Here is a 17,387-nt window from a genome sequence, read left to right as displayed (position 1 = left end):
CACCTCGTCCCAGCACGACGTCGGCACCCCGGCGTCCGGACCGTCCAAGGAAGGGCCGCGGATGTCCTCGATCGCCCGTCGTCTGCGCATCGACCGGCGCTACATGCCCGTGGTCGGCACCTTCGTGGTGCTGGCCCTGATCCTGCTGGTCGGCGGTCTGCGCTACGACAACTTCCTGTCGTTGTCGATGCTGTCGAACCTGTTCATCAACAACTCGTTCCTCATCGTGCTGGCCGTGGGCATGACGTTCGTCATCCTCACCGGCGGCATCGACCTGTCCGTGGGGGCGGTGCTGGCACTGTCGGCCGTGTCGGCGGCCTACCTGCTGGACGCGGGGGTCCCCGCCGCGGTCACGATGCCGCTGGTGGTCCTGATCGGGTCCCTCATCGGGTTCCTCATGGGCGTGATGATCCACGTGTTCGACGTGCAGCCGTTCATCGCGACGCTCGCCGGCATGTTCTTCGCCCGGGGCCTGTGCTTCGTCATCGCGCCCGAGTCGATCCCCATCTCCGACGAGACGTTCTCCGCGATCGCCGGCTGGACGACGTGGATCGGCGGCTACTGGCGGATGACCAGCGGGGTGGTGATCGCCCTGGTCGTCGTGGTCGTGGCGTTCCTGCTGCTGCACTACACGCAGTTCGGGCGCACGGTGTACGCCATCGGCGGGGGCGAGCAGTCGGCCCGGTTGATGGGCCTGCCGGTGGCGCGCACCAAGGTGCTCGTCTACGTCATCTCCGGCACCTGCGCCGGGCTCGGCGGCCTGCTGTTCGCGATGTACTCGCGCTCGGGCTACTCCTTGACCGGGGTGGCCATGGAGCTCGACGCCATCGCGGCCGTCGTCATCGGCGGCACCCTGCTCACCGGGGGGACCGGGTTCGTGCTCGGCTCCGTCCTCGGCGTGCTCGTCCTGGGTCTGATCCAGACCGTCATCACCTACGAGGGCACGCTCAGCTCGTGGTGGACGAAGATCTTCATCGGCGTGCTGCTGCTGATCTTCGTCGTCCTGCAGCGTGTCCTGACCGCGCGGCGCACCTAGCGCCCGTCGGGTCCGGGCCGTCCGCCCCGCGCGGCGGACGGCCCGGGCCTCATCGCCCGTCGTTTCGAGACACCCCGAGCCGTTCACGTGGATGTGAGCGCTCACACTGACCCGCTCAGCGAGGAGTAGTCACGATGTACAACGCTGTACGACGATCCGCCCCCGGGGCGTCAGCGGTCGCGCTGGCCCTGGCCGCCTCGATGCTCGCGGCCCCGGCGTCCGCCGCAGGCCCTGTGCCCACCACGGTCGACGTGCCCACCACGGTCGACGTGCCCACCACGGTCGACGTGGTCGACGCCGACCACGCCGCCTACGTCTTCCCCTACTTCGCCGGGGAGGGAGCCGACGGCGAGAAGATCTACCTCGCGGTCAGCGAGTCGGACGACCCGAGCACCTGGCACACCCTCCACGACGGTGAACCGATCCTGGAGTCCACCCTCGGCACCCAGGGCCTGCGGGACCCGTTCCTCACCCAGAACCCGCAGACCGGCGTCTACTACCTGCTGGCCACGGACCTGCAGATCCACGGGGGCGGCGACTTCGGCACCGCCCAGGAGACCGGCAGCCGCTCGATGATGGTCTGGTCCTCGCCGGACCTCGTCACCTGGTCCGAGCAGAGCGAGATCGAGCTAGCGCCCGAGGACGCCGGCAACCTCTGGGCGCCCGAGGCGCACTGGGACCCTGCAGGCGACGACGGTGCGGGGGAGTTCGTCGTCTACTGGGCCTCGGCCCTGTACCCCGACGACGTCGCGCACGAGGACCGCGACATCTCGACGTCGTACCAGCGGATGCTGTACTCCACGACGCCGGACTTCTCCGAGGGCAGCTTCTCCGAGCCGCAGCCCTGGATCGACATGGACCGCGGCGCGGGCCGCGGCATGATCGACTCCACGGTCGCCGAGGTCCCGGACGGCGCCGACGGCAGCATCTACTACCGCCTGACGAAGGACGAGGCGGACTACACGGTCCGCCAGGAGTCCTCGACGGACCTGCGTCGCACGCAGGGGGTGACCGACGGTGACGGCTGGGACCTGATCGCCGAGCACGTCGGCGTCGGCCAGCCCAACCCCTGGGGCGGCACCTTCACCGCCGGCGAGGGCCCGACGGTGTTCCCCTCGCTCACCGACGACACCTGGTACCTGATGATGGACCAGCCGTCCTACCACGGCGGCCAGGGCTACATGCTGTTCCAGACCGACGACCTCGCCTCCGGTGACTGGACCTCCCTGCCCGACGTCGACCTGCCGAGCAACCCGCGTCACGGCACCGTCCTGCCGATCACGGCGGAGCAGCAGACGGCGCTCCTGGAGGCGTACCAGCCCGACCTGCTGGCCGAGGGCGTCACGCTGGACCGCACCGACGTGCGCCTCGCCGTCGGCGGCACCGCCGCGCTGACCGCCACGGTCACGCCCGTCACCGCCGCCGACCGCTCGGTCACCTGGACCAGCGACGACGACGGCGTCGCGACCGTCGACGCCGCAGGCGTGGTCACGGCCGTGGCCGACGGCACCGCGACGATCACGGCGTCCTCGCCCCACGGCAGCGCGACGGCCACCGTCACCGTGGCCGCGCCGGCCACCGCGCCGCTGCCCGAGGGTGCCTGGGTCGACGACTTCGACGCCGCGGACCTCGACGGCCGGTGGAGCATCGACCACGAGGAGGAGTCCGCCTGGTCCCTGGGTGACGGCGTGCTCACGCTGCAGTCCCAGCCGGGCGACACCTACCAGGGCGACAACAGCTACGAGAACGTGTTCCTCGTCGACGTCCCGGCCGGGGACTTCGTGGCGCAGACCTCCCTCGCCGCGACGCCGCAGGCTGACTTCCAGGGCGCGGGCATCATCGCCTGGCAGAACGACGACAACTACGTGCGCGCCGGGCTGACCCACGCGTCCGTGTTCGGCGGCGAGCCCGTCGGCATCGAGACGGGCACGGAGACCGGCGCGGTCTACGGCGCCACGTTCACCGCCCGTCCGGGCTCCACGGGCGAGACGCTGCGGCTCACCCGGGCGGGCGACGAGCTCACCGTCCACGTGTGGGACGACGTCGAGTGGACCCAGGTGGCCACCACCACCCTGTCCGCCGGCATCACCCAGGTCGGCCTCTACGCGCTGGCCGCCGGGGCGGCCCCGAGCCACGAGGTCGCGTTCGACTACTTCGCGCTCGTCGAGCCCGAGGGCGCCGACGTCGTGCCCGACGGTGAGTTCACGCTCACCGGGGCCGACGGCGGACACCTCGTCGACGACGGCGGCCTCGCCCTGGTCCAGGACCGCCCTCTGGCGGCCACGACGTTCGTGGCGACCCCCGTCGGGGACGACCCCGGCCCGGTCACCCTGGCCGCCCCGTCCGGTGCGCCGCTGGTGCGCGACGGCGACCGCCTCACCGTGGGCGCGGCGGACGCCGAGCCCGTCGTGGTGCGGCTGTCCGACGTCGGCGGGGGCACCGTCGCGGTCCTGGTCGGTGACCAGGCGCTCGTGGCGGGCCCCGACGGTGCGCTCGTGCTGGGCGCCGTCGAGGAGGCCGCACGGCTCGTCGTCGTGCCGGTGTCCGTCACCGAGCACGAGCTGACGATCGACACCGACGCCGCACGCACCGACATGAGCGACGACCTGTACGGGGCGTTCTACGAGGACATCAACTACGCGGCCGACGGCGGCCTGTACGCCGAGCTCGTGCGCAACCGGTCCTTCGAGTTCAACACCTCGGACAACGCGTCGTTCACCGGCCTGACCGGATGGTCGAGGGTGGGCGGCGGCACCGTCGCCGTCGAGTCGGACCGCCGCGAATGGCTCAACGACTCCAACCGGTACTACCTGACGGTCACCTCCGACGGCACCACCGGCGTCTCCAACGCGTCGTACAACGAGGGCGTCGCCGTCACCGACGGGGACTCCTACGACGCGTCCGTCTGGGCGCGCAGCGCCGTCGCGCAGGACCTCACCGTGCGCGTCACCTCGCCCGACGGCGCCACCACCTACGCGAGGGGCACCCTCGCCGTCGACGGGTCCGACGAGTGGAAGCAGTACACGACCACCCTGAGGGTCTCCGGCACCACGAACGACGCCCGCTTCCAGGTCGTCTCCGGCGCCGCCGGCACGCTGCGCCTCGACATGGTGTCCCTGTTCCCGCAGGACACCTGGGTCGGTCCGGTCAACGGCCCGAGCCCGCTGCGCAAGGACCTCGCCGAGATGGTCGCGGAGCTCGACCCGAAGTTCCTGCGCTTCCCGGGCGGCTGCGTGACGAACGTCGGCACCTTCGACACCTACCTCGGCTCCGACGGGCAGGACCGCCGCCGGACCTACCAGTGGAAGGAGACCATCGGTCCGGTCGAGGAGCGGCCCACCAACTGGAACTTCTGGGGCTACAACCAGTCCTACGGGATCGGCTACCTGGAGTACATGGAGTGGGCCGAGGACCTCGGCGCGACCCCGCTGCCCGTCGTCTCCGTGGGGGCCAACGGCTGCGGCTCGACCATCCCCGAGATGACCGAGGGCGACGAGAACTTCGACCGCTGGGTCGCCGACACCGTCGACCTGATCGAGTTCGCCAGGGGCGACGTCGACACCGAGTGGGGCGCCGTGCGCGCCGAGCTCGGCCACCCCGCACCGTTCGACCTGCGCTACGTCGGTCTCGGCAACGAGGAGAACACCGCCACGTTCCAGGCGAACTTTCCGGCCTTCCGGGACGCCGTCGCCGAGGCCTGGCCCGACGTCACGATCATCTCGAACTCGGGACCGGACGACACCGGTGCCCGGTTCGACGAGCTGTGGGAGTTCAACCGTGAGCAGGGCGTCGACATGGTCGACGAGCACTACTACAACGACCCGTCGTGGTTCCTGCAGAACACCGGACGGTACGACTCCTACGACCGCGAGGGGCCGCACGTGTTCCTCGGGGAGTACGCCTCGCGGGGCAACACGTGGGCCAACGCCCTGTCCGAGGCCGCCTACATGACGGGTCTGGAGCGCAACTCCGACCTCGTCGAGCTGGCCTCCTACGCACCGATGTTCGCCAACGAGGACTACGTCCAGTGGTCCCCGGACATGATGTGGTTCGACAACGACGAGTCCTGGGGCTCGGTCAACTACTGGAACCAGCACCTGTTCATGAACAACGTCGGTGACGAGGTCGTGCCGAGCACGCACTCCGGACCGGCGCCGGACGGCGACGGGGACCTGGACGGCGGGGTCTTCCTGTCGACCTGGGCCACCCGGGCGGCGTACGACGACGTCACGGTGACCGACAACGGCACGGGTGACGAGCTGTTCTCCGACTCGTTCGACGACGCGTCCGGCTGGTCGCCGGTCGCGGGGTCCTGGGCCGTCACGGGCGGGGAGTACGTGCAGTCCTCGGCCACGGTGACCGACGCCCGGGCGGTGCCCACGGGCGCCTACGACGTCGACTGGTCGAACTACACCCTCGAGCTCGACGCCCGGAAGGTCTCGGGCAGCGAAGGGTTCCTCGTCGGCTTCGCCGCCGGCGGCCCGAACGACTACTACTGGTGGAACCTCGGCGGGTGGAACAACACCCGGTCCGTGCTGCAGCGGGCCGACGGCGGGTCCGCCGCCGAGGTCGCCGCCCTCGAGGGCAGCGGGGTGGCGACCGGTCAGGACTACCACCTGAAGATCGTCGTCGAGGGACGGACCGTCGAGCTCTACCTCGACGGCGAGCTGCAGCTCACCTACACCGAGCCCGCCGAGAAGTCGCTCTACCAGGTCGTCACCCACGACGACGCCACGGGCGGGCTCATCGTCAAGGTCGTCAACCCGGGGGCGTCCGTGGCGCGCACCGACGTGGCGGTCTCCGGTGGCTTCGACGTCGCCTCCGACGTCGCGGTGACCGAGCTCGTCGCCGACCCGACGGCGACGAACACCAAGGCCGACCCGGAGAACGTCGTGCCGGTGACGCGCACCTGGGACGGGGGAGCCGACCGGTTCGCCTACGACTTCCCCGCCTACTCGGTGACGTTCCTGCGGCTCGCCGAGGCGCAGGCGGACCCGGTCGAGGTGACGCCGGTGGCCCCGACGTGGACGGACGAGTGCGGTCCGGCCAACGTCACGGGAGCACCGCTGCCGGAGGTCGAGGGCGTCGACTACGTCGAGACCCGCACGAGGAACGGCGGGGTGAAGGTCGTGGCCACCCCGCAGCCGGGGTACGTGCTCACCGACAAGCCCTCCGGGACGAAGAACCCGGAGAGCTGGACGTGGACGAAGGGCGACTCCGGCGAGGAGTGCCCGCCGGTGCAGCCGGCCTGGGACGCGTCCGCCGTGTACACGGCGGGCGACCTGGTGACCTTCGACGGGTCGGTGTGGCAGGCCACCTGGTGGACGCGGGGCCAGGAGCCGGGCGACCCGTACGGACCGTGGCAGGAGATCGTCGTCGACGACGCCGGACGGACCGTGTGGACGTCGTCGCGGATCTTCGTCGCCGGTGACGTCGTCGTCCACCGGGGCGTGACGTACACGGCCTCGTGGTGGACGCGGAACCAGCTTCCCGGCTCGTCGCCGTGGGGGCCGTGGAAGGCTGCCGCGTGACAGGCTGACCGCAGAGCGACCAGCGCGCGACGTCCCTGCTCCTTCGGCATCCGAGGGGCAGGGACGTCCGTGCGTCAGGGGCGGGCGACGACGCGCAGCCCGCCCGTCCACCCGGTGCCGGCCCCGACCGCCACGTCCCGCGGGACACGGCCCGTGCGTGCGAACCCGGCCCACGCCGACCGCAGGTCGCGTCCGGCCGTGGTGAGGTCGGTCGCGCCCTGCGGACCGATGATCGGGGCGGCCGCCCAGCGCTCGTCGTGGGGGAACAGCAGGCCGAGCTCGACCGCGTGGGCGGCCCCCAGCGGGTTGCCCGCGACCCGGGCGGTCACCTCGGCCGCGACGACCGAGCCGCCCGCCGCCGCCGTCCCGCGGGCGAAGCGGCGCGCCCCCGCCGGAACAGGGTGTCGGTGACCCGGCGCGCGACGAGGGCGAACAGCAGGCGGCCCACGACGGGCCTGGCCCGCAGCGCACGACCCTTCGGGTCGAGCTGGACGAAGGCGCTCCCGTCGTGCGCGGTCCACGTCACCAGGAGGTCCAGCTGCGCCGCCCGGCGCCGCCACCGACCGAGGAACTCGTCCTCCGGGGGCAGGGGAGCGCGGCCGTACTCGGGGGCGTAGGGCATGCCCGAGCGGTCGTCGAGCCCCTTGACGGCGTCGGCCGCGCGGAGCTGGGCGTCGAGCACCTCCTCGACGGGGCCGTCGGCGGGCAGGTCACCGGCGGTGTCGACCAGTCGGGCCAGGATCTCCTCGCGCCCGCCTCGCACCCCGAACGGTGCGCTCTGCAGGATCGCCCGGTGGAACAGGCCGTCGGTGCCGTCCGCCCCGATGACGTGGGCGAGCAGGTCGGCGCCGGCGGACTGCCCGAAGACCGTGACCTGGTCGGGGTCGCCGCCGAACGCCGCGACGTGCTCGCGGACCCACTCCAGCGCCGCGACGACGTCGAGCAGGCCGAGGTTCGCGGGCCGCGCCGCGTCGCCGAGGAACCCGAGCGCGCCGAGCCGGAACGTGACCGCGACGACGAGCACCTGGTGCTCGCGCACGAGCGCCGCCGGGTCGTACCCGGCGAGGTCGCCGGCGCCGGACACGTAGGCGCCGCCGTGCACCCAGACCATGACGGGGAGGGCGTCGTGGGCGGTCGTGCCGCTGGGACGGGTCACGCTCAGGCGCAGGCAGTCCTCGGTGAACCGTGCCCCGTCCAGCTGCGCCCCGTAGATCTCGTCGGCGAGGGACGGCGGCTGCGGGCAGGCGACGACGACGTCCTGGAGGGTGGCGCTCTCGTCCGGGTCCGGCGCGACGCGCCCCGGCGGGGCGAAGCGTGCCGCGCGGGCGTAGCGGATGTTGCGCAGGCGTTCGACGCCGTCGTCGAACCGGGCCGGGAAGTCGCCGAGGGCGGTGCCCGCTCGAGGCCGTCCGGCGGGGGTGCTCTCGGTGGGCACGGCGGTGCGTTCGCTCATGGGTCGTCCTCCTCGACGGCGTGCACCGCAGGATAGCAAACCGACCAGGCGGTTTGCGGGTGGTCCGCGGACGGTTCCGTCGCCCCGGCCGACCGCGGACGGGCCGGGGTGGCGGGTCAGGCTGCCGAGGACGTCGTCCCTGGTCACGATCGGCTTGCGATCCCGCTCGCACCGTTGACGGGCACGCCACGAAATGTTGATATATGACCGCTCATACGACATTTCGGAGGACGACGTGACCCAGCAGGACCGAGACCCCGCCGAGGCAGCGCCGAGGCCGCGATACCGCGGACGGCACCTGCCGATGGTGGCCGTCGTCGTCGCGGCGACGATCGCGACCGCGCTGGCCTACAGCGGCATGGTCCTCTTCGGCCTCGAGGTGGCGCACATGTCGCCGCTGGAGGCGTACGGGCTCGCCGGCTTCCTCGAGGTCAGCCTCGTGGCCGTCGCCCTCATGGCGCGCAACGCGGCCCTGGAGGGCAGGCCGTACGGCATCCTGCTGACGCTCACCTGGGTCCTGTCGGGCACCTCGGGCATGTTCGCGGCGCTGCACGAGATCGCGGTGCCCACGGACAGCACGCCGTACATGGTGGTCTTCCGGTTCGTCCCGCCGCTGGTCGCCGCGCTCATGTGGCACCTCGCGCTGGTGGGGGAGCGGCACATGGTCACCGGCCACACGCTCGACGAGCGACGCCGCGAGCACCGCGTCCACGGGTACGTCTCCGCGCTCGAGCAGTGGCGCGACGCCCGTGTCGACTCGACCGGTTCGCGCCGGGACCTGCGCAAGGTCCGCACGGCGCACCAGAAGCAGCGGGCGGCCCGCGACGGCGCCCTGAAGCTGCTCACCGTGGAGGACTTCGAGCAGCGCATGCAGGTGTGGGTCGAGCGGCTGGAGGCCGCCGAGCGGCACGGCAACCGGCTCGACCAGATCGGGGCCAGCTCGGTCAAGCGCGGGACGGCGCGCGGCCCGGCCGACGGCGGGTCGCTCGAGCTGCGCGAGGTGCCCGCGCCGGCACCCGAGGCGCGTGGGCTCGAACGGCTCGCGCACGAGTCGTCGCGTGACGCGGCGCGTCCCGCCGCCCGGGAGCCGCAGCGCGGGTCGACGACGTCGGTCCCGGCAGCGGATCCGGGGGCCGTCGCGGCGGCGCCGGACGCACCGGAGCCCGCGGCTCGGCCCGAGTCGGGCCCCGAGGGGGACGCGCAGCCGTACGTGCCCTCCATCGCGTTCGAGGAGCTCCCCGAGTTCGAGGCCCGGGTGAAGGAGGTCTTCGGCGGACGCGACGCCCTGCCGTGGGACCGTCCGGCGCCGGAGGGCGAGGCCTCGGGCGACGCGCCCGTCGTCGAGCCGCCGGCGGTGACGGGGCACACCCGCCGCGTCGAGGTGTTCGACCTGCTCCAGCGGCGGGCCATGCCCGAGCAGGAGGCCGCCGCCGCGCCGACCGCGCGGCCTGCGACCTCGGTCGAGGAGCAGCCCGCGCAGGACGACCCCGACGAGAAGGACCCCACCGCCGAGCGGGACCGCCGCATCGTCGAGCTCGCCCGCGAGGGGTACAACCAGCGGGAGATCGCCGAGGAGCTCTCGGTGAGCAAGGGCGTCGTCGGCCGGGTCGTGCGCCGCTGGAAGGACCAGGCGCCGGGTCGCGACGAGGACCGCGAGCTCGTCGACGCGTGAGGGTCTCCCGCGAGCGTCTCTGAGCGTCTCCTTCCCGTGGGCGGGAAGGAGACGCTCAGAGACGCTCGTGCGGCGGGAAGGGTCAGGCGCGGGCGAACGTCCCGGAGAACGCCGTCCACGACTCGGGTGCGAGACGCACCGACGTCGAACCGCCGGCGGAGCCGATGACGACACCCGCCACGTCGACGCCCGACCAGCAGGTGTCGGCCACCTTGGCGGCGTGCTCCGGCCCGTGCACGGCGGCCTCGTGGTCGGCGACCATCTGCCACCCCTCGACGAGTCCCAGGTCCGCACCGACGTGCGCCAGGTCGACCACGACCTCGCGGTCGGTCCGGTTGGTGAGGAACAGCCCGAGCCGGCCGTCGTCGTCCACCGTGGCCGCTGCGGTCACCGTCGGTGCCGACCCGTGGCGCGCGGTGTCGTACGACGGCGCGTCCACGCGGACGTCGAGCGCGGTGCCCCGGGCGAGGCGGGACGTCGTGGCGAACGGGTGGAAGGTGGGCTGGCGCCAGGCCTCCCCGCCGGGCTCGGTCATGATCGGCGCGATGACGTTGACGAGCTGGGCGAGCGCGGCGACGGGGACGCGGTCGGCGTGGTTGAGGAGCGTCACGAGCAGGTCGCCGACGACGACGGCGTCGAGCCCGGAGTAGACGTCCTCGATGATCCGCGGGGCGTCGCGCTGGATCGGCAAGTTCGACTCGCCGGGGAAGCGGGTCTCGAGGTACCAGACGTTCCACTCGTCGAAGCTGATGGTGATCCTCTTGTCCGAGCGGCGCTCGGCGCCCACGGCGTCGGCGGACGCGACGACGCGGTCGATGAACCGGTCCATGGCGGTGGCCGACGCGAGGAACGAGCCGCGGTCGCCCCCGTGCTCCTCGTAGTAGGCGTGCATGGAGATGTGGTCGACCAGGTCGTAGGTGTACGACAGGACGGTGCGCTCCCACTCGCCGAAGGTGGGCATCTGCATGGACGAGGAGCCGCACACCACCAGGGAGATCGACGGGTCGACGAGCTTCATGGCCTTGCCGGCCTCGGCGGCGAGCTTGCCGTACTCGTGGGCGTCCTTGTGCCCGATCTGCCAGGGGCCGTCCATCTCGTTGCCCAGGCACCACAGGTTGACGCCGTAGGGCTCGGTGCGGCCGTTCGCGATGCGCAGGTCGGCCCAGCGGGTGCCGGCCTCGCCGTTGCAGTACTCGACGAGCGCGGCGGCGGCGGCGACGCCGCGGGTGCCGAGGTTGACGGCCATCATCGGCTCGATGCCCTCGCGCTCGGCCCACTGCAGGAACTCGTCGGTGCCCACCAGGTTGGGCTCGACGGTCCGCCACGCGAGGTCGAGGAACGGCTTGCGGTCCTCGACGGGGCCGACGGCGTCCTCCCACACGTAGTTGGAGACGAAGTTGCCGCCGGGGTAGCGCACGGTCGACACCCCCAGCTCGCGGGTGAGGTCGGCGACGTCGCGGCGGAAGCCGTGCTCGTCCGCGGTCTCGTGGCCGGGTTCGAAGACGCCGGTGTAGACGGCGCGGCCGAGGTGCTCGACGAACGAGCCGAAGAGCCGGCGGTCGACGGTGCCGCGGCGGAAGTCGGGGTGGAGGGTGATGCGGGCGTCAGCCATGGGTCTCGGTGTTCCTCTACGAACGTGCGGGGGTGCCGCCAACGGTTACAACGATGTAGAGTCAATCACGAAGAGCGGGCAGATCTCCACCCGGGCGTCGCTGCCCTAGGCTGTGGGGGTCCGAAGAGGGGGAACGTCACGTGGCAGTGACCATGCACGACGTCGCGCAGCGCGCAGGCGTCTCGATCAAGACCGTGTCGAACGTGGTGAACGGGTATCCGCACATCCGCCCGGCGACCCGCGACCGTGTCCAGGCGGCGATCGACGCCCTCGGGTACCGGCTCAACACCACGGCACGCAACCTGCGCACCCGCCGCACGGACATGATCACCCTGGCGGTGCCGGAGCTGTCGCTGCCGTACTTCGCCGAGCTCGCCGACCGCGTCATCCGGGCCGCCGAGGAGCAGGGCCTCACCGTGCTCATCGAGCAGACCTCCGGGTCGCGCGAGCGCGAGGTCGACGTCCTCACCGGGCACCGGCGCCACCTCACCGACGGCATGATCTTCTCCCCGCTCGAGCTCTCCCAGGACGACGTCGCGATGTTCGAGGTCGACTACCCGCTGGTCGTCCTCGGCGAACGCGTCTTCGACGCCCCCGCGGACCACGTCACCATGAACAACGTGGCGGCCGCCAAGGCGGCCACCCTGCACCTCGCCTCGCTGGGGCGTCGCCGGATCGCCGTCGTCGGCGCGCACGAGGGCGAGCAGCAGGGCTCCGCGGCGCTGCGCACCGAGGGCTACCGCCAGGGTCTGGCCGAGGCGGGCCTGCCGTACGACCCGGCGCTGGTGGGCGAGGCGGGGCTCTGGCACCGCTCGACCGGATCCGAGACGATGGGTGCCATGCTCGACGCCGGCATCGAGGTGGACGCCGTCTTCGCGCTCAACGACGCGATGGCCCTCGGTGCCCTGCACGCCCTGCACGCCCGCGGCCTGGAGGTCCCGGACGACATCGCCCTCATCGGGTTCGACGACGTCGACGACGTGCGCTACTCGGTCCCGACGATCACGTCGGTCGACCCGGGCAGCGCGCAGATCGCGCGCACCGCGGTGGACCTGCTGGTCGAGCGCATCGCGGGCGGCTCGGAGCGCACGTTCCGGCGCGTGGTCACCACGTCGCGGATCGTGGGGCGCGAGTCCACCGGGGACGTGCGCGAGGGTGCGCCCCAGCAGGTCGTCGCGGAGCAGCCGGGTGGTGTCGAGGAGGTCGTGGCCGTGCAGGCCGCCCGCACCGCCTGACCCGTCCCGGATCCCCGTCCCAGGAGCCCGCGCACCGCAACGGTGCGCGGGCTCCTGCGTGCGCGGGCCGGGTGAGCTCCGTCCTTCTCGATCTCCCACCGTCTCGACCACCCAACCTCCCGACCCCCCAACATCTCGAGCTCCTACCCTCTCGACCTCACCGGGCGCCGTCGGCTCCCGGTCGTGATGGCTCCCCGGCGTGACCGCTTCCTGCGCCGGCCTCTGTACGGTTCTGCAAACTTGCAGTAACGTTGCTGCAGCATCGACACGGATGCTCCGCAGGAGGCGGTCCACAGATCGCCGTACGGCCCGGCAGCGACGCCGGAGACGCCCCGGGTCCGACGACGGGCCCCGACGAAGGAGCAGAGCAGTGCAGCTCGCGCACCGATCCCGCAGCACCACGACCTCCCGCACCAGCACGTCCCGCCGAACGACCGCCCGCCCACCCGCGTCCCGCCCACGACGGCTCCTCGCCGTCCTGGCCGCCGTCGGCGTCACCGCCGCCGGGCTGCTGGCCGGCCCCGGCCCCGCGGCTGCCACCGCCCCCGTCCCGAGCCCTGTCGTGGACTCCCCGAACGGCCGCGGCAACGTCATCGCCAACCTCTTCCAGTGGACCTGGGACGCGGTGGCCGCCGAGTGCACGTCCAGCCTCGGGCCCGCCGGCTACGGCTACGTCCAGGTCTCCCCGCCGCAGGAGCACGTCCGCGGCACCGCCTGGTGGACCTCCTACCAGCCCGTCAGCTACCGGATCGAGTCCAAGCTCGGCACCCGCGCCGAGTTCGCGCGCATGGTCGACACCTGCCGCACCGCCGGTGTCGGCGTGATCGCCGACGCGGTGGTCAACCACACCACGGGCGCCGACCAGGGCTCGGGGACCGGCGTGGCCGGGAGCTCGTTCGGCGTCGACTCGTTCCCGGGGATCTACTCGGGCGCCGACTTCAACGACTGCCGCACCGACATCTCGAACTACTCCGACCGCTACCAGGTGCAGAACTGTCGCCTGCTGTCCCTGCAGGACCTGCGCACCGGGTCGGCGTACGTCCGTGACCGGATCGCCGGGTACATGAACGACCTCATCGACCTCGGGGTGGCCGGGTTCCGCATCGACGCGGCCAAGCACATCCCCGCCGCCGACCTGGAGGCGATCCGCGCCCGGCTCTCCGACCCGGACGTCTACTGGGTGCACGAGGTCATCGGCGCGGCCGGTGAGCCCGTCCGTCCCTCGGAGTACCTGGGCAGCGGCGACTCGCACGAGTTCGACTACGCCCGCGAGCTGCGTGCACGGTTCGACGGCAGCATCGCCGGGCTGCGCACCGTCGGCGACGGCAAGCTGCCGTCGGGCAGCGCGGGCGTGTTCGTCGACAACCACGACACCGAACGCAACGGCGAGACGATGAACTACCGGTGGGGCGCCAAGTACCTGCTGGCGAACACGTTCATGCTCTCGTGGCCCTACGGGTCGCCGTCGGTCTACTCGGGCTACACGTGGACGGACAAGGAGGCGGGAGCTCCCGGTGCGACGTCGACGTCGGTGCCCGACGCCGACTGCGGCTCGGCCGCGTGGACCTGCACCCACGACGCCACCGAGGTCCGGGGCATGGTCGGGTTCCACAACGCCGTCGAGGGCACCGGGGTGACGAGCTGGTGGGACGACGGCGGGAACCACATCGCCTACGGGCGTGGCGACGTCGGCTACGTGACGATCAACAACACCGCCTCCTCCGTGACGCGCACCTACACCACCTCGCTGCCCGCCGGGACGTACTGCGACGTCGTCGCGGCCGACGACTGCTCGACGACCTACGCGGTGTCGGCGTCGGGCACGTTCTCGGCGACCGTCCCGGCGTACGGCGCGCTCGCGCTGCTCGCCGCGGACGGCGACGGCGGTGGTGACGGGGGAGACGACGGCGATGGTGATGGTGACGGCGGTGGTGATGGTGACGGCGATGGTGATGGCGGCGGCGAGGCCGGCACCACCGTCTACTACGCCACGGACGCCGGATGGCCCGCCTACCGGGTGCACTACCGCGTCGGAACCGGCACGTGGACGACCCCGCCGGGGGAGTCGATGAGCGCGGCGTGCACGGGCTGGGTCTCGCGCGAGATCGAGACGGGCGGGGCCACCCTCACCGCGGTCTTCACCGACGGGGCGGGCACCTGGGACAACAACGGGTCGGCGGACTACACGCTGTCCGGCCCCCAGGTCGCGGTGCGCGCCGGCCAGGTCACCGCCGGTGACCCCTGCGCCACGCCGGACGACGGCGACGCGACGGGCGAGACCACGGTCTCCGTCCGGGCCACGACGACGTGGGGCCAGGACGTGCGACTCGTCGGGTCGTTGCCGGAGCTCGGCTCGTGGGCGCCGCAGCAGGGCGTGCGCCTGGGCGCCGACTCCTACCCGACGTGGACGGGGACCGTCGACCTGGCGCCGGGCACGACGTTCACCTACAAGTACGTCAAGGTCGGCGGCGCCGGGTCCGTCGTCTGGGAGAGCGGCGGCGACAGGACGGCCACCGTCGGCCCGGACGGCTCGCTCGACCTGGACGACACCTGGCGCTGACGCGTGCGACGTCGACGTCTCCTGGCCGGGGCACGCCCCCGGTCAGGAGACGTCGGCGTCGATCTTCTCCAGCCGCTCGCCCACGAGCCGCCCCGTCGCCCACAGGGCGAACGCCGCACCGACCAGCACGACCGCCAGCGGCAGGAACGTCCACGCGACCCACACCACCACCAGCACCAGCAGGACGGCGAGCGACACCGCCGGGCCGAGCAGCGGGCTGAGCAGCAGGAACCGCCACGTCTCGGTGAAGGGCCGCTCGTAGCGCAGCGTCACGCGGGGCCAGTAGCACAGCGCGACGGCGGTCCACGCCATCACGACGATCAGGCCGCCGAGGAGCACCGCCCGGGCCGGGCCCTCGAGCAGCGTCACGGCCACGCCGTCGAACCACAGCAGCACGGCGGCGACCCAGAAGGGCGCGAACAGCAGGTTCACGCGCCCGAGGTCCGTGCGCCACGTCCGCCAGAAGGTCCGCCACGGCGTCGGCTCGTCGGTCATGCGCGCCGCGACGGCGCTGCCCGCCCGCAGGGCCGGACCGAGCCCGCCCAGGACCCCGCCCGCCAGCGTGCCGAGCACGACCATGACGTTGATCTCGACCAGCAGGGTCGCCCAGCGCAGCGCCAGCATGACGCCGCCCGCCCAGCCGGGGACCTCCGCGTCGGCGACGCGCTCGCGGGTTGCACCGCGCGGGTCGTCCACGGGCTTGCGGTCCTGGTTCACGCGTCTCCTCGATCCACCTTCGTGCCGACGACGACGCGCCCCGCGTCGTCGAGCGCCGTGAGGACCAGGGCCGGCCGGTCGCGCACCGCGTCCCACCCAGGATGCACGACGGCGGACACCTGCGCGCCGTCCTGCGCGGTCCAGGAGAACCGTCCCGCCCCGTGCGAGCGCACCTGGTCGCGGGCACCGAGCCCGGCCGTGCGCCCGGCCTGGACGCGGCCGGGGTCCGCGCCGGGCTCCAGCAGCTCCCACGAGCCGTCCAGCACGTCGGTCCCGGTGGGCCAGGCGGCGGGGTCGTCCACCTCGCGGGCCGGACCCGCCCACGGTTGCGGGCTCACCAGCGGCCAGCCGTCGTGCGTCCAGAGCAGGCGTCGGATCTGGAGGCGGTGCTCGGTGGGGGCGTCGGCGTCGCGCACGTGGTGCACGAACGTCTGCCGCGGCACGGTGCGCCCGGCCGTTCGGCCTGCCGCGTGCTCGGCACCCTGCCCGACGTCGACCGTCTCGGTGAGCACCGACCCGTGCCCCGGCGCGAGGATCCCGGGGCCGTCGGTGAGCCGGTGCCCGGACAGCACCGGCACGCCGACCGACCAGGGCTCGGCGTCGAGGTCGGTCATGAGGTGGCCCGCACGGTCGCGGTAGGGGCCCGTGACGGCGTCGGCGACGGCGGCCCGCACGTGGTAGCCGGAGGCGAGGGAGTCGTAGGACACGAGCAGCGCCCATCCGCCGCCGGGCCGGGGGAGCACGAAGGCGCCCTCGACGGCGCCGTTGTCGACCCGGGGGGCGCGACGGGCGACGAGCCTGCCGGGGTGCGTCGTCAGGCCGCCCGGCTCGCCGGACTCCGCGGCGTCGTGGCGGACCAGTCCGGTGGCCGGGTCCAGGGGCAGCACGTGGATCCCGCCGAAGAACGAACCGTAGACGAGCCACTGCGCGTCGGCGTCGGTGACGACGTTCGCGTCGATGGCGTTGGGGTGGTTCGTGCCGGCGGGCGGCTCGTGGTGCTCGGAGGAGACGACGAGCCCGGCGTCCGTCCACGGGCCCGCGGGATGGGGCGCGGTGGCCAGGCCGATCGCCGATCGGCGGGACCCGAACGACGACGCCGAGTAGTACATGCGCCAGCCGTCGCCCCCGGGTGCGCGGACGACGTCGGGCGCCCACAGGCCCTCGGCGCCGGCCCAGGCGGTGGCCGCGGCGGGGACGCCGGGCAGGGCCCAGCCGGTCAGCTCCCAGGTCACCAGGTCGTCCGAGCGGCGGATCGGGACGCCGGCGCGCACGGGGCCGTCGTAGCGCGCGTCGGTGGAGAAGCACCAGTAGGTGCCCTCGTCGTCACGCACGACGGTGGGGTCGTGGACGTGGCGTCCACCCCACGACGCCGTGTCCGGCAGCTCGGGCCAGGGGGCCGGCACGCCGGCCTGCTGGACGACATCCTGCACGGCCTCCGCGACGGCGTCCTGGACAGTGTGCTGGACGGCCTCGGTGGCGGTATCGGGCACGGTCTCGGGTGCGGTCTCGGGCACAGCGGTGCCCGGCCCGCCGCCGGGGGTCCCGGCGGCGGACTGCTCGACGGTGCTCAT

10 protein-coding genes are annotated in these 17,387 nt (G+C 72.9%); 5 read left to right on the top strand and 5 right to left on the bottom strand.

All coding sequences use genetic code 11. The features are described from left to right. Positions 1-61: 61 nt before the first annotated feature. Positions 62-1,036, top strand: a complete 975-nt coding sequence (yjfF, locus tag ACNHYB_RS07090; protein WP_418278009.1) for a galactofuranose ABC transporter, permease protein YjfF — start codon at positions 62-64, stop codon at positions 1,034-1,036. A gap of 134 nt (positions 1,037-1,170) precedes the next feature. Further along, entirely contained in the window at positions 1,171-6,567 is a 5,397-nt protein-coding gene (locus ACNHYB_RS07085) for an alpha-L-arabinofuranosidase C-terminal domain-containing protein (protein WP_418277725.1), read from the top strand. 74 nt (positions 6,568-6,641) lie between these two features. Here the strand turns inward: ACNHYB_RS07085 and ACNHYB_RS07080 are convergent, their stop codons facing one another. After that, the gene (locus ACNHYB_RS07080; RefSeq protein ID WP_418277724.1) at positions 6,642-6,896 is read right to left on the bottom strand and encodes a hypothetical protein; all 255 of its coding nucleotides are present in this window, start codon (positions 6,894-6,896) and stop codon (positions 6,642-6,644) included. Then, positions 6,893-8,020, bottom strand: a complete 1,128-nt coding sequence (locus ACNHYB_RS07075; RefSeq protein WP_418277723.1) for a carboxylesterase family protein — start codon at positions 8,018-8,020, stop codon at positions 6,893-6,895. Before ACNHYB_RS07075 ends, ACNHYB_RS07080 begins: the two co-directional genes overlap by 4 nt. A gap of 235 nt (positions 8,021-8,255) precedes the next feature. On the opposite strand from ACNHYB_RS07075, the gene ACNHYB_RS07070 reads away from it, so the two are divergent. Next, positions 8,256-9,692 (top strand): hypothetical protein, encoded by a 1,437-nt coding sequence (locus ACNHYB_RS07070; RefSeq protein WP_418277722.1) that lies wholly within the window; start codon positions 8,256-8,258, stop codon positions 9,690-9,692. An 82-nt stretch (positions 9,693-9,774) separates the two neighbouring features. Here the strand turns inward: ACNHYB_RS07070 and ACNHYB_RS07065 are convergent, their stop codons facing one another. Continuing rightward, positions 9,775-11,304, bottom strand: coding sequence for an alpha-N-arabinofuranosidase (locus ACNHYB_RS07065; protein WP_418277721.1), 1,530 nt, complete (start codon positions 11,302-11,304; stop codon positions 9,775-9,777). A gap of 140 nt (positions 11,305-11,444) precedes the next feature. Here ACNHYB_RS07065 and ACNHYB_RS07060 point away from each other — a divergent pair, with 140 nt between their 5' ends. Both ACNHYB_RS07060 and ACNHYB_RS07055 read left to right on the top strand, forming a co-directional pair. After that, a complete protein-coding gene (locus tag ACNHYB_RS07060) occupies positions 11,445-12,539 on the top strand; it encodes a LacI family DNA-binding transcriptional regulator (RefSeq protein WP_418277720.1) in 1,095 nt (364 codons plus the stop codon). 370 nt (positions 12,540-12,909) lie between these two features. Next, positions 12,910-15,099, top strand: a complete 2,190-nt coding sequence (locus ACNHYB_RS07055; protein ID WP_418277719.1) for a carbohydrate-binding module family 20 domain-containing protein — start codon at positions 12,910-12,912, stop codon at positions 15,097-15,099. Between the two features lie 42 nt (positions 15,100-15,141). Here the strand turns inward: ACNHYB_RS07055 and ACNHYB_RS07050 are convergent, their stop codons facing one another. Together ACNHYB_RS07050 and ACNHYB_RS07045 are read right to left on the bottom strand one after the other, a co-directional pair. After that, the gene (locus ACNHYB_RS07050; protein ID WP_418277718.1) at positions 15,142-15,816 is read right to left on the bottom strand and encodes a DUF624 domain-containing protein; all 675 of its coding nucleotides are present in this window, start codon (positions 15,814-15,816) and stop codon (positions 15,142-15,144) included. After that, positions 15,813-17,387 (bottom strand): arabinan endo-1,5-alpha-L-arabinosidase, encoded by a 1,575-nt coding sequence (locus tag ACNHYB_RS07045; protein WP_418277717.1) that lies wholly within the window; start codon positions 17,385-17,387, stop codon positions 15,813-15,815. Before ACNHYB_RS07045 ends, ACNHYB_RS07050 begins: the two co-directional genes overlap by 4 nt.

Origin of the sequence: Isoptericola jiangsuensis (assembly GCF_048320105.1) — a bacterium.
Taxonomy (GTDB): Bacteria; Actinomycetota; Actinomycetes; order Actinomycetales; family Cellulomonadaceae; genus Isoptericola; species Isoptericola jiangsuensis_A.
This window is presented reverse-complemented; position numbering and strand designations above follow the sequence as displayed.